The organism is Streptomyces sp. NPDC093984 (assembly GCF_044764595.1).
Lineage (GTDB): Bacteria > Actinomycetota > Actinomycetes > Streptomycetales > Streptomycetaceae > Streptomyces > Streptomyces cynarae.
Genome location: NZ_JBIWIM010000026.1, coordinates 21,917 through 34,911, shown reverse-complemented (window position 1 = coordinate 34,911; position 12,995 = coordinate 21,917). Strand labels below are relative to the sequence as shown.

Genomic DNA, 12,995 nt, shown 5'->3' with positions numbered 1-12,995 from the left:
CGTGCACACAGTCTCCAAACCAAGCGCCGGGAAGCAGCGAACGAAGAAGTCAACGAACCCACGACCCCGCCGCACAGGTTAAAGATCAAGCTAGGTGCGGGTGTTGGAGCCGGTGCGGCCATGTGGGGCGCACAGCGGGCAGCCCGCGTGAGTCAGGAAGCGCAGGCGGTGCAGATCCGCAAGGAAGACGAGCGCTGGAAACGCGATCAGCGGCACACGGCCTATCAGGCGATGATCCGCGCCGACATGATGCAGACGTCTGCCGCCGAGGCAGTGCTCGGAGAGATTCACACGCCCTCCGACAGCCTGACCCGAGAGCAGGAGGCGCGGTGCGCCAAGGCACACGAGGAGGCGTTTGCCGCCCTGTCCCTCATCGAACTGTGCGGGCCACAGTCAGCACTTACTACAGCCCGGGAACTCGATGCGGCTGGATACGAAATGATGCAGGTTTACGCGTTCCCGAGGTCACAGGACAACTTCATGGACGCGGGAGCTGCGGCTTACGGGCGGCATCGGGATGCGCTGCGGGCGTTCCGTGATGCCGCCAGAGCAGCTCTGGGCTACGGCGATGCAGATGACTGGACTCCGTCCCGTCAAGGCGCTGCCTGAGGCCGTTGCCGCTGAACGGCCCGCCGGGCGTCCTGCTCGGCCTGCCAGACCCGGAACGTGCGCCCGCCCATGCGGCGCTGGAAGTGCGGGATGCGGTTGGAGGGGATGCCGACCGGGGCAGGGCCGAGGACGGCCAGGAGGTCGGTGGAGTCCTGGGAGTGCCATCCGTCCGCGCGGATGGCGGCCTCGTCCGGGTACACGTCGGCGACGCGGTCCCTGCTCGGGTCCAGCAGGTGGTCCTCTCGGCCGCCGTAGCTGTAGACCCAGCGGAAGTTACGGGGCGGATTGGGCTCCACCAGGCGGCGGAAGCGGCTGACCTCCTTGGTGTAGGCGTAGAAGTTCACGCCCGGCAGGAAGATCATGATGCGGAGCCAGGCGGCCAGGTAGTGGTCACTGAAGAAGTCGCCGGCGTCGTGCACGCGCACCCACCCGCCCTGGTGGCGTGGGTGGGCGAGCTCAGCCGGGGTAGTCCTGTCAGTTGTCAGTGGCTCCCATCAGAATGTCGCGGACAGAGATGGGGATGCAGGAGTGACGTATGGGTACCTGGGATGTCGGCCCCTTTGACAACGACGCCGCGGCGGATTTCTGCGGGGACCTTGATGAGGCAGCCGTAGGCGAACGCGAGGACATTGTCCGCAGCACTCTCATTCGCGCGATCGACACCGTGGGCTACCTGGAAGCATCCGAGTCCGAAGAAGCCGTAGCTGCGGCCGCTCTTGTCGCCGCGCAGTGCCCTGGGGGTGAGCCTGCCGATCTCGTTCATGGGACCGAAGAGCCTCTTCCTGATCTCACCGGCCTGCGCGATCTCGCTCTCCAGGCCCTCGACCGCGTCATGACCGAGCCCTCCGAGCTGATGGACCTGTGGGCCGAGTCGGATGGCGGCCCCTGGCGCGCGAACATCCGCCGCCTGCAGATCCTGCTCCTGCCACCGCCGCCCACAGAACAGCCAGCCTGATCTGACTGACCGCATCCGCTCCTCAGCTCTTACCGGGAAGACCTCCAAGACTGGGACGTACTCCTCCTCCGTCTGCCCGACGACTTCGCCTCCATGCAGGAGATCCCCGCCGATCACACCTCGGACTCGCTCAGCCGACGAAACAAGATCGACTTGCCGTCTTGGCTTGCGCGCACATCCCGGGTCGCGCGAAAGTGCGGTTGACGCGGAGCTTGAAGCTCATGGGACGGACCGGGGGATAGACAGGTGTGCGGGATGGACCTGGCCTCAAAGGAGGCGGCGATCGCTCGGTTTCTCCACGAGTACCCGCAGGCAGCTGATGCGGACTATGGGCATCCTGCCCTCCACGGGTGTCAGGAGGTCCGCTGGTCCGAGTTTCCGGGGTGCCCCTCCGCGGTCCCGGTGCTGCTGCATGCCCTTCTCGATCGGGCTGCCGCACTCGAGGCTCAGCGTGTGCTCACCAACGCCATGTTCAGCATCGCCGACATGAACGCGGCCATGGCGGAAGTCCTGCCGTTTCTGCTTCGTCTCGCAGGTGACCCGCAGGTTCCTGAGCGGGCGGCGTTGCTCGAGCGTCTGGTCCTAGTTGCCGAGTTCTCTGAGCCGATCGAGGTCGGCAACGAGGCCATGGTGTCGTGGTTCGGCAGCGATAGCGATCACCCTGAGCGTGAGCAGTGCAGGGCTGTGTTCGCGGAATACGCGAGTGTGGTGGCGATGCTGCCGGAGGGCCTGATCGACGCTGCCGGTCAGGCGAAGCTCCGGCAGGCCGCCGGACTCGTATGAGGATTCCGCGTCACCTGCACGACCGCAGAGGCTGAGACCGGAAAGGCTACGGCCTCATCGAAGGGGCGGCCGTGCTGAGAAGGCAGTGGCAGAGCTGGCCCGAGCAGGGGTTGGAGAGGTTGTGCTGGGCCGCCGCGCGCCATTCCCCCGTGGTCGTCGCGACGGCGCCGGTAGTGGGCCTTGGCGCCGGCGTTGCGGGTGGCGCGGCCTGCCTGACGGCCCAGGACCCTGTGGCCGCCGCTGGCCGTCGAGCAGCGGAAAAGGCCCATGTCGATGGTCATCGCCGCCGGGCAGCGAGGGGACTCGGTTGCGGAGCCACCCCGCCACCTTGATGCCGTCCGCGTCCTCCATGGCCACACTGCCAACGGGGCCGCTTCCTAATGAGGTTGAACTCGTGATGTCGCTGGGTTGCTCAGGTAGGGCTGATGGTGAGGCCGGTCTCGGCGAGGCAGCCGTCTATGAGGTGGCTGCGGTACTGGATGTGCCGTAGCCCGCGTCGGGTGCGCTGGACAAGGTGTTCGGGGCTGCTGAAGGCGGCGTTGGAGAGCCAGCCGCGCCGCAGGAGGGACCAGATCCCTTCGACTGGGTTGAGGTCGGGTGCGTAGGGCGGCAGGTAGTAGATGGTCAGCCAGTCCCGGGTTGCCGCCCATTCCTGCAGGTCGGAGGCTTTGTGGACGTTGAGGTTGTCCCAGACGAGCACGATCGGACCGCCGAGCTGCTGATGTGCGGCGATCAGCAGGTCCCGGTAGTCGCGCCAGGAGAAGCTCTTGCGGCCGTCGCGTCGGCCGTCGTCCCGGCGGGGCCGGTAGAGCAGCCGCGACCTGTGGCCGGGCTTGTAGCAGGTCAGCGCGGCGATCGACATCCGTCTGCGGGAACGGCCCCGCACCCTCACCACCGGGGTCCGGCCGCGCTGGGACCAGGTCTTGGCCTGCGGCGGCGTCATGGAGAATCCGGCTTCGTCCTCGAAGACGAGCCAGGCTCCACGGGCCGCCGCAGCCTTCCGCGCACGGCCACACCTCCTCGATCCACCCGGCCACCGCCTCGTCGTCCCGCTCCATCGCGCGCCGGGCCGGGACCTGGCAGGACCAGCCATTGCGCACCAGCAGTTTCCGAACACCCTGAATCGTGTAGGTCAGGTGGAAGCGTCGGCCGATCACCGTCTTCACACGGCTCAGGGGTCCAGCGTTGGTCTTCCCAGCCGTGCGCGGCGGCCCCTTGGCCAGCTCCGCCTCCAGCTGGGCGAACTGCTTCTCGCTCAGCCGCGGGAGCGACGCCGGCCCCTGCGACCGCAGAGCCCGCGGACCGCCCTCGTTCCACGCCTGCCGCCATCGCTGGACCGAGCGGACGCTGACCCGCAGGTCCTTGGCGATCGTCGAGCTCGCCTCGCCCCGGGCGAACCTCTCGACCGCCTTGAGCCGTAACTCCTCGCGGAACTATTGCCGTTCGGCGATCAGCCCGCCCCCTCGTGGATACCGCATGCCCCGGTGATACCGCACAGGCCACGAACCGTCAGCTCCCACGACACCACGAGTTCAACCTCAGTAACGACTCAGTACGCGATTGAGGTCGGGGCGTGCTGGCCTGGCCGATCGGCTGGTGAGTGATCAGCAGGTGGTCCAGCGGGCGAGCACGAGTTCGGTGCTCGTGCGCGGCCGGGAGGCCCTGCGCGCGCTGCGGTCGGAGACCAGTCCGGCGATGGCGGCGTGAGTTTCGGCGTAGGACTCCCGGCGGCCGAGGTACCGCTGGAGCGGCCGCCACTTCTTCTCCTCGCCGATCGTGTGTTCCACGCAGATCCGTGCCGAGGACTGCCGTCGGCGCGCCTCACGCCAGGCGTACTGCTCGCCCAGTGGCGCGTCGTCGTTCGGCTTGCGCGGCGGTGCTTGCACATGCTGGGGGAAGTCATTGGCCAGGCCTTGGTAGCCCTCGTCGACCTTCGCCGTCACTTGTGGATGCAGCCGCAGCTGCTCGGCGATGCCCTCGGTCCGCATGGCGGTCTGGTCATGCATCCGGCCGGGCCGGTCGGCTCCGGACCATAGCAAACGCCCGGAGCTGTCGCCGATGGCCGTGGTCTTCGCGGTGTTCTGCTTCTTGCCGGAGACGAACGCCTTGCGGCCGGGGCGCCCGGCCTTGTGGCGGCGCACCTGGGTCTCGGTGCCGTCGATCCGCAGCTCGACGCCTTCGGCTTCGGCATAAGCGAAGACATCGGCCAGGGTGCGCAGGCGGATGCCGAGTCGGCCGGGCACGGCGAAGCCGCGGGCGGCGAGCAGCGGGGGGATCTCGTGGATGGCGGGGGTGACGGTGGGTCGGGTCACGCCGTAAAGCTCGGCGAGCGCCGCGTGTGGCAGATGCAGGCGCAGGTAGACCACGGTAACCAGGACCCGGTCGCTGAAGACCAGTTTGTGGTCCGGCCCTGCGCCCGCCACCCGCTTGCGTTCTCCGCCTCTACGCTCGCGCAGTGCGGACTCGCACCGCGCCGTCCACGGACCGGCCAACTCCTCGATCAAACCGCCGAGATGTGCACGTTCAAGGCCGCCGCAGAAGGCAGGATGGGACAAGGCCGCACGGGCTCGGTAATGCGTCACAACATCACCAACCCGTGCGGTCCGCCTCATGTCACGTTGCGCCGGCGGCCCCGAGCGCGTAGGACTTCGCGACCAGTTCCTCCACCAGAGCGCCCTTCGCCGCCGAGTAGGACGCCCTGCCCTCGCTGTCGGCAGGGAACCGCTGCGCCAGGGCCACCTTCAAGGCGCTGTAGCGCTGGACCTCATCGGGCCGCTGACGCAGGTAATCACGGAGTAGGACGTGATCAAGGTGGGGCTTTGAGCCCGCGACCACGGCGTACACATGATGTTCGGGAGCCGCAGGAGGGGCCTGGAATGCATCCCGCCCCCGAATCCCCAGATCGCCTTCGTGCCGGTAGCCCTGCCCGGCGAGCCGGGAGATCAATTCGGGCATGACGGCCTCCTCGGACACCACGATGTCGAGGTCGATGACTGGCTTGGCGGCACACTCGGGCACGGCCGTACTGCCGACATGCTCGATGGACACAGCCAGATCCGCGACGTGAGGTGCCAGCCGCTGCCGCAGATCCTCGAACCGCTCGGGCCATCGGGGGTCGTAGTCACTGACCACGATCATGTCAGTCATGTCGGCAGTCTCGCAGTATCTCCATGGCCCATCGCATCCCTCGGGGGTCCCTGGCTATCGCGTACCGAGTCGTAAGGCGTTGTCCCGTAAATGATCTCCGGCATGCTGGATGACCTACATGGTTCCCGTCACCCGGCGAGGGCGAGGTTGTGCAGGCGGGCGATGCCGAGCATGGCGTGGTGGACGCCATCGCCTTTGAGGGCTCTTCGCAGTTTGAGGGTGTAGCGCCGAGAACATAGAGCTGTTGGACGGTTGGATGTGAGTCGTCAGGAGGTGCGAGCGTCGTATTTCTCGCGGTTTGCGACGACCTCGGCCATGTGTGTCTGCGCCCAGTTTCTGAGCCCGCGCGTCATGTGGTGGAGCGAGAGGCCGAGGTCGGTCAGCTCGTAGGAGACGGTGACAGGGACGGTTGGCGTCACGGTACGGGTGAGCAGACCATCGTGCTCCAGCGACCGTAGCGTCTGGGTCAGCATCTTCTGGGTGACCCCGGCCAGAAGACGAGAGATCTCGGAGTAACGCATCGCCTTCGGAGCGTCTGCGTGTGCTGCACCGGGCCGGCCAGGGCTGCTGTCGCCGCCCAGCGCACACAGGATCAGGACGACCCACTTGTCCGAGATTCGGTCGAGCAGCTGCCGGCTGGGGCACCCTGCCAGGAACGCGTTGTACTCCACCTTGGCCTGAGCCCTCTTCTGGGCCGCCTTCATCGTCGTCACTGATCGCACCTCTCACCGATGGGTGGGTTACGCACTTCAAAGTGCCTACTTCCCGACAGGAAGTTTCTCTCCAATGCTGATGCAGGGAGGCAGCAGGCGCCACCCCGCAAGTGCACGACGAAAGGCAACAGGATGAGCACACCCTCCCTCTCTCTTCCCGGCGGCACCTGGACTCTGGGTGACCTGACCGTCACCCGGTTCGGCTACGGCGCCATGCAACTGGCCGGCCCGTGGGTCATGGGGCCGCCCACCGATCGCGAGGGGGCCCTGGCCGTTCTGCGTGAAGCGGTCGACCTGGGTATCACCCACATCGACACAAGCGACGCCTACGGGCCGCGCATCACCAACGAGTTGATCCGCGAGGCACTGCACCCCTATCCCGAGTCGCTGCACATCGTGACCAAGGTGGGCGCGACCCGCGACGAACAGGGTGGCTGGCCCACGGCCCGGCGACCCGAAGATCTGCGCCGCCAGGTCCACGACAACCTCAAGTCCCTCCGGCTCGACGTACTCGACCTGGTCAACCTCCGACTCGGCAACGCCGAAGGCCCCCAGCCCGGCTCGCTCGCCGAGGCGTTCGAGACGCTCGTGGAACTCCAGCAGCAGGGCCTGATCCGCCACCTCGGGGTCAGCAACGCCACCGAGGAGCAGGTCACCGAGGCACAGAGCATCGCGCCGATCGTGTGCGTGCAGAACATGTACAACCTCGCCCACCGCCACGACGACAAGCTCATCGACCGGCTCGCCACCGAAGGCGTCGCGTACGTGCCCTTCTTCCCCCTCGGGGGCTTTACCCCCATTCAGTCCTCGGCGCTCTCGGCGGTCGCCGCTCGATTGAAGGCGACACAGATGTCCGTCGCGCTTGCCTGGCTGCTGCAGCGATCACCGAACATCCTGCTCATCCCCGGCACGTCATCGACAGCGCACCTGCGCGAGAACATCGCCGGCGCGGGACTCTCCCTCTCGCATGAGGACTTGACCGAGCTGGGCGACATCGGCCGCTGAATGCCCCGTAGCTGAACGGCCCACAAGCCACGACCGAAGCCACCGTTCATGTTTCGGTCCCGGTCGCCATCGCGCGACCGGGGCGGGAGCAGGACGATTCGCCCTCACCTGGTTGACTTCAGATCGTCAACCGTCAGGAACCTGTGTCCACCGGTGGTGGCAGCTAACCCCGCGTCGGTGACGGGGTAGGCGTCGAGGTCTCCCGAGGAAGGGGGTTCCTACACCAAGCCCATCCGGAAGACCTCGACGTTGCACGACGCTACCCCTGAGGCGAGCTTCGCCGAGATCATCACGCTCGGCCGGACACTGAAGAAGCGAGCCACGGACGTGCTGGCCTACTTCGAACGCCCGGGCACGTCCAACGGACCGACCGAGGCCATCAACGGACGGCTCGAACACTTCCGCGGCTCCGCCCTCGGATTCCGCAACCTCACCAACTACATCGCCAGATCCCTGCTGGAAACCGGCGGCTTCAGGCCACGACTACACCCCGGATCGTGAAGAGCCCGTTTCTCTTGGGCTTGAGGCTGCCAGGGGCCGGGATCGCCTTGGTGACCCCGGGTCAACGGCGTGCGTCGATCTGGCGCGGGTGCGTGACAGACCTGCGGACCAAGTTGCTGAGGATGCGGCTGCGGCGTCGCACGCCGCGCGGATCTGTGAATGCGTCGTCCGGCGACAGTGATCGTACGAGCGGAACGGAAGCCGTCTTGGGTCTCCGGCGGATGAGAAATATTGGCCGGTGCGCTGTCGGGTGACGCCGATAGCCTGCGCGGATGAAGCGTATGGAGCGGGCCATCGCGACGGTCGTCGGCTCAGCGGTGGGCGACGCGCTGGGAGCCCCTTTCGAGTTTGGTCCTCCGGGTGCCTTCTCTGCTCGGTTCCCAGAAGCAGGGTGCGGTGGCGAGATGTGCGGAGGCGGCGGTTGGGATCCGGGCGAAGCCACGGACGACACGCAGATGGCCGTTCTTGTCGCGGAGTCGCTACTGCAGCGGGGAGGACTGGACTTGCCGGACGTCTTCGCCCGCTTCCAGCGGTGGGCGGCAGCTGACCCCAAAGACATCGGCCTGCAGACCGAGGATGTGCTGACGAACGGTATGCCGTGGGATCTGGCCGCCGCGATTCATTTCCAGGTCAACCAGCGAGCAGCTGGTAACGGCTCCTTGATGAGGGCGTCGACATCTGCGGTCTACTTTGCACGTGCTGGCCAGTCGGTCACGATGGATGCCGCCCGGCGCATTGCTGCCCTTACTCACGGCGACCGCGCCGCCTGGGAAGGCACCGCCATATTCCACGAACTCATTCGCCTCAGCCTGGCAGGCACCGACCCCCTCTGCGCCCTTCCTGATGTTCTGGGTCTCGTCCATCCCGACCACCGTCGGCGATACGCCACGGTCCTTGCTGCTGACTGGCATCCCGACGAGGCAACCGAGTTCAACGGCGCAGTCTGGCCCTGCCTGGGGTCGGCGGTCTGGGCTCTGCGCAGTACAACCAGCTTCGAGGACGCCATTCGCGCGGCGATTGACGTGGGCGGTGATACAGACACGGTCGCCGCGGTCACCGGAGCTCTCGCCGGCGCGTATCACGGATTGGACGCGATCCCTGCCCGCTGGACCGAGCCCTTGCATGTCCCCCTGCCAGGGTTCGGCGGACGGGTGCTGCGTCTGGCCGATCTGATCGATCTCGCGCACCGCCTCGGGGCTGACGCGGAATGACACGGTCAGGGGTTGAGCTGTGCCATCAGCTCACGGTTGGACGCGCGTGCTGCGGCAAGTTCTTCATAATTTCCCGAGCAATGCTCAAGACCTGTGGATCAGTCCCGGGAGGGACGTGGAGGGCGTACGTTCCCGAATGATCCTGTGATGGTCACCGAGTAGGCCCGCGTTCGCAGCGCGGGTCGGGAAGGCACGCCCGTGCTCAGCGTAGTGAACCCCGATGGCTCCACCGAATCCGGCTCTCTGATCGACGAGATCGTGCGCGAGGGCGCCCGGCGGATGCTCGCCGCCGCCTTGGAAGCTGAAGTCAACCAGTACATAGCCGAGACATAGCCGAGTTGGCGGCCGAGACGGACGGAGCCGACCGCCGCCTGGTGGTCCGCAACGGATACCACCAGCCGCGGACCGTGGTCACCGCGGCCGGACCGGTGCAGGTGAAGGCACCGCGGGTGAACGACCGGCGGGTGGACGAGGCCACCGGGGAGCGCAAGCGGTTCTCCTCCAAGATCCTGCCGCCCTGGTGCCGTAAGTCGCCGAAGATCTCCGAGGTGCTGCCGCTGCTGTATCTGCACGGGCTGTCTACCGGCGACTTCGTTCCGGCTCTGGAGCAGTTCCTCGGCGGAGCGGCGGGGCTGTCCGCGGCGACCGTGACCCGGCTGACGAAGCAGTGGCAGGACGACCACACCGCATTCCAGGACCGTGACCTGTGGGACCGCGACTTTGTGTACGTGTGGGCCGATGGCGTGCACCCAAAGGTCCGGCTCGGGCAGGCGCACTCGTGCGTGCTGGTCCTGCTCGGCGTCCGGTTGGACGGCACCAAGGAGCTGATCGCGCTGGCCGAGGGCCTGCGCGAGTCCACCGAGTCGTGGGCCGACCTGCTGCGCGACTGCCGCAGGCGCGGCATGCGCGATCCGGAGCTGGTCGTCGGTGACGGTGCGATGGGGCTGTGGAAGGCGCTGGCCGAGGTGTTCCCGGCTGCCCGGCATCAGCGGTGCTGGGTCCACAAGGTCCGCAATGTCACGAACTCTCTTCCGAAGTCCGCTCAGCCGGGCGCGACGAAGGCGATGCAGGAGATCTACAACGCCGAGGACCGCTCTCACGCCGAGAAGGCGATCGAGGCATTCGCGAAGACCTACGGCACGAAGTGGCCCAAGGCCGTCGCGAAGATCGCCGACGACCGGGAGGAACTGCTGGCGTTCTACGACTTCCCTGCCGAGCACTGGATCCACCTGCGGACCACGAACCCGATCGAGTCGACCTTCTCCACGGTCAGGCTCCGCACCAAGGTCACCCGCGGCGCGGGCAGCCCGGCCGCAGCCCTCGCGATGGTGTTCAAGCTGGTCGAGTCCGCCTAGGCCCGCTGGCGGGCGATCACCGGAGCCCACCTGGTGCGCCTGGTCCGTGCAGGCGCCCGATTCGAGAACGGCGTCCTGGTCGAGCGCCCTGAGCCTGCGGTGGCATGACCGTCGAAGTGTCAGAAACTCACTGGCCCAGCTGATTTCTGCACCGTGATACTCGATGTTTATGACACGCGATGACCTCACCGGAGACATCCCGGTCAACCCGGCGTTGCGTCGGGTTCTGGCACGGGCCGACGGCCCGGAACTGTTGGAACTGCTGGCCAGCGGGATGTCGGGCGCGGATCTGACCACGCTGCTGCTGGAGGTGTTCCGGCGCCGGGCGGAGCAGCTCTCGCCGGCGGAGGTGATGCGGCGCTATCGCAGCGATCGGTTCGTGGCCCCAGCGCCGGTACAGTTCGCCGCACTGCGCCGTACCGAGGACGCGTTGGTGTCGGCGTTGCCCGACGGCTTCGAGGTCCTCGTGCTCGCCCCGGTCGTGCCGCTGGCCGCGCATTCGGCCGTGGCGACCGTCGATCCGCGCAAGGTGATCGCGACTGTTCGAGGCAGCGAGGTGGCGGCCGATCCGACGAACGCACTGGCGCTGGAGGCATCGCACCGGCGCTCCCTGGCCCTGGCCGCCGATCCGCGTTCGAACGCGCCGATCCGGCTGGCGGCCAGCCAGCGAGTGGCTCGCGCCCAGAACTTCAACGGTCCGAGGAACCTCGCGCACTTCCAGCTCTTCGGTCTGGTGACCGCCGGCCGAGATACCGGCAACCGACTCTTTGAGCACCGTCACTTGGCCGAGCACCTGCAGTTCGCCGCCCGGGTCATGGCCGACATCGGGGCACAGGACACACAGATCAGGCTGACCTTTCTGGAGGACGCGACTGGTCCGACCCTCGAGCGGATGCGCCACGACCTCGCCGGGCTGCCAGGAATACAGGTATGCGAGGACCCCGACCGGGCTACCGGACGCGGCTACTACACCGGCATCTGCTTCAAGATCTACACCAACATCGGAGGCCACCAGCTAGAAGTCGGCGACGGCGGCTTCGTTCAATGGAGCCAACTGCTCACCGGTAACCGCAAAGAACGCCTACTGATCAGCGGTTTTGGCGTCGACCGCCTTGCCGAGGCCCTGACGTCACAGCCGGGGCCGGGCGAGTCCTCATCGCAATAGACAGGTCGAGCAATCCACAGGTCTTGACAATTACTCCGGAACTCCTGGGCCTGAGCCGCGACTCGTGCCTTCAGTTCGACGGCGCCGACCCGGTGTTCCTCGGAGCCGTATGAACCGGCTCACGCGCCCAGACGCCGATAGCAGATGAGCGCGGCGGCGATACCGGCGAAGGCGAGGAAGTGTTCGGCCTTGCGCTCGTAGCGGCGGTGCAGGCGGCGGCACCCGGCAAGCCACCACGGTCCAGCGGTGGCGGCCCAGGCGCTGGGACGACTCGACGCCCTCGTGCGATGCGCGGGGGGATGTTCAGCGAGCACAGCCATCGGCGCAGGGGGTCGTAGTCGTACCCTTTGTCTCCGTGGAGCTTTGCGGGCCGCCGTCGCCGCGGCCCGCGCCGGGAGCGGATGGGCGGGATGCCGCGCGCCAGGGGTTCGAATCCCTGGCTGTCGTGGGTGTTCGCGGCAGAGATCCCGATGGAGAGGGGCAGACCGGTCCGCTCGGTGATCAAGTGGATCTTTTGATCCCTTCTTGCCGCGATCTACGGGATTCGGACCCCTAAGGTCCCCCCTTTCAGGGCCCGCATGTTCACGGAGTCGATGGCGCACCGGGACCAGTCCAACTCGCCGCGCGCGCCGAGTTCGTCCAGGGCCAGGCGGTGGAGCTTGCCCCAGACGCGGGCCCGGCTCCACTCGGTGAACCGCCGGTGCGCGGTGGGGCCGGACGGGCCGAAGTCCGGCGGCAGTTGCCGCCAGGTACAGCCGGTCGTGGCCACGAACAAGATCGCCGCCAGCACTTCGCGATCACCGTAGCGGCGTCGGCCACCGCCCTGTGGGCGCACCGGCGCGGCCGGGACCACCCGTTGGAACAACTCCCACAGCCCGTCCGGCACCAGACGCCCCACCATCGCCATCACGGCCGCCAGCCTAGTGATCAAGCCAGTTGAGACGATCTCTTAGCGACCCGCCGGACAAGGAACTGGGCGGAGCAGGTCGAGCCCGTCGATAAATACCTCGACATCGGGCGCGGTGATCGGCGACGCTTCGCGTGATGACCAGAATCGATGACACGCCGCCTGCCTGGGACGAGCGCACTCAGCTCACCACGTTTCTCGACTACGCGCGTGACACCGCGCGCGCCAAGTGCGATGGCGTCTCTGCGGAGAACGCACGCAAGGCGCTCCTGCCGGGCTCACCGCTGATGACGATGAGCGGAGTGATCAACCACCTCCGCTGGGTCGAGTACTACTGGTTCCAGGTGGTCTTCCTCGGCGAGGAAGACCGGGGCCCCTGGACCGAGGAGGACCCCGACCGCGAGATGCGTATCGCCGTCGACTTCCCGCTCACGCAGTTGCTCGACGAATACGCCGAACAGAGCGCCCGCTATCGCGAACTGGTAGCCGGGAACGGTCTGGACAAGCAGGCCCAGCGAGCCATCCGCAACGGCCTCCACGTCGACCTGCGCTGGATCCTCCTTCACCTCACCGAGGAGACGGCCCGCCACAACGGCCATCTGGACATCCTGCGCGAGATGCTCGACGGCACGACCGGCGATTAG

12 protein-coding genes and 4 pseudogenes are annotated in these 12,995 nt (G+C 67.2%); 9 read left to right on the top strand and 7 right to left on the bottom strand.

All coding sequences use genetic code 11. The features are described from left to right. On the top strand, positions 1-609 hold a 609-nt coding region (locus ACIRC0_RS37855; protein ID WP_403626097.1), incomplete at its 5' end, for a hypothetical protein. On the opposite strand, the gene ACIRC0_RS37850 is transcribed toward ACIRC0_RS37855, so the two are convergent. Continuing rightward, positions 594-1,094: a hypothetical protein gene (locus ACIRC0_RS37850; protein WP_403626105.1), complete on the bottom strand. Its 501-nt coding sequence runs from the start codon at positions 1,092-1,094 to the stop codon at positions 594-596. The genes ACIRC0_RS37855 and ACIRC0_RS37850 overlap by 16 nt on opposite strands. Before the next feature lie 50 nt (positions 1,095-1,144). Here ACIRC0_RS37850 and ACIRC0_RS37845 point away from each other — a divergent pair, with 50 nt between their 5' ends. Both ACIRC0_RS37845 and ACIRC0_RS37840 read left to right on the top strand, forming a co-directional pair. Then, complete coding sequence (locus ACIRC0_RS37845; RefSeq protein ID WP_403626094.1) at positions 1,145-1,564, top strand: DUF4259 domain-containing protein; 420 nt, start codon at positions 1,145-1,147, stop codon at positions 1,562-1,564. Positions 1,565-2,017: 453 nt separating this feature from the next. Continuing rightward, entirely contained in the window at positions 2,018-2,347 is a 330-nt protein-coding gene (locus ACIRC0_RS37840; protein WP_403626091.1) for a hypothetical protein, read from the top strand. 412 nt (positions 2,348-2,759) lie between these two features. On the opposite strand, the gene ACIRC0_RS37835 is transcribed toward ACIRC0_RS37840, so the two are convergent. The 5 genes and pseudogenes from ACIRC0_RS37835 to ACIRC0_RS37815 all read right to left on the bottom strand — a co-directional run bounded on the left by ACIRC0_RS37835 (position 2,760) and on the right by ACIRC0_RS37815 (position 6,198). Next, positions 2,760-3,290: a transposase gene (locus ACIRC0_RS37835; protein WP_403626088.1), complete on the bottom strand. Its 531-nt coding sequence runs from the start codon at positions 3,288-3,290 to the stop codon at positions 2,760-2,762. Positions 3,291-3,423: 133 nt separating this feature from the next. Next, positions 3,424-3,717: pseudogene (locus ACIRC0_RS37830) on the bottom strand (helix-turn-helix domain-containing protein); the annotation flags it as partial. Positions 3,718-3,951: 234 nt separating this feature from the next. Beyond that, on the bottom strand, positions 3,952-4,959 hold the full coding sequence (locus ACIRC0_RS37825) for a transposase family protein (RefSeq protein WP_403626085.1): 1,008 nt from the start codon (positions 4,957-4,959) through the stop codon (positions 3,952-3,954). A gap of 1 nt (position 4,960) precedes the next feature. Continuing rightward, complete coding sequence (locus tag ACIRC0_RS37820; RefSeq protein WP_403626082.1) at positions 4,961-5,494, bottom strand: GrpB family protein; 534 nt, start codon at positions 5,492-5,494, stop codon at positions 4,961-4,963. A gap of 266 nt (positions 5,495-5,760) precedes the next feature. Then, entirely contained in the window at positions 5,761-6,198 is a 438-nt protein-coding gene (locus ACIRC0_RS37815; RefSeq protein ID WP_403626102.1) for a winged helix-turn-helix transcriptional regulator, read from the bottom strand. Between the two features lie 141 nt (positions 6,199-6,339). Here ACIRC0_RS37815 and ACIRC0_RS37810 point away from each other — a divergent pair, with 141 nt between their 5' ends. The 5 genes and pseudogenes from ACIRC0_RS37810 to ACIRC0_RS37790 all read left to right on the top strand — a co-directional run bounded on the left by ACIRC0_RS37810 (position 6,340) and on the right by ACIRC0_RS37790 (position 11,444). Next, positions 6,340-7,212, top strand: a complete 873-nt coding sequence (locus ACIRC0_RS37810) for an aldo/keto reductase family oxidoreductase (RefSeq protein ID WP_403626079.1) — start codon at positions 6,340-6,342, stop codon at positions 7,210-7,212. A 189-nt stretch (positions 7,213-7,401) separates the two neighbouring features. Further along, positions 7,402-7,713 (top strand): annotated as a pseudogene (locus tag ACIRC0_RS37805) (transposase); the annotation flags it as partial. A gap of 272 nt (positions 7,714-7,985) precedes the next feature. Next, on the top strand, positions 7,986-8,924 hold the full coding sequence (locus ACIRC0_RS37800; RefSeq protein WP_403626077.1) for an ADP-ribosylglycohydrolase family protein: 939 nt from the start codon (positions 7,986-7,988) through the stop codon (positions 8,922-8,924). 198 nt (positions 8,925-9,122) lie between these two features. Next, positions 9,123-10,387: pseudogene (locus ACIRC0_RS37795) on the top strand (IS256 family transposase). 61 nt (positions 10,388-10,448) lie between these two features. Further along, complete coding sequence (locus ACIRC0_RS37790; protein ID WP_403626074.1) at positions 10,449-11,444, top strand: hypothetical protein; 996 nt, start codon at positions 10,449-10,451, stop codon at positions 11,442-11,444. A gap of 119 nt (positions 11,445-11,563) precedes the next feature. On the opposite strand, the pseudogene ACIRC0_RS37785 reads toward ACIRC0_RS37790, so the two are convergent. Beyond that, a pseudogene (locus ACIRC0_RS37785) lies at positions 11,564-12,345 on the bottom strand (IS5 family transposase). Between the two features lie 143 nt (positions 12,346-12,488). Here ACIRC0_RS37785 and ACIRC0_RS37780 point away from each other — a divergent pair. Beyond that, positions 12,489-12,995 (top strand): DinB family protein, encoded by a 507-nt coding sequence (locus ACIRC0_RS37780; protein WP_358869820.1) that lies wholly within the window; start codon positions 12,489-12,491, stop codon positions 12,993-12,995.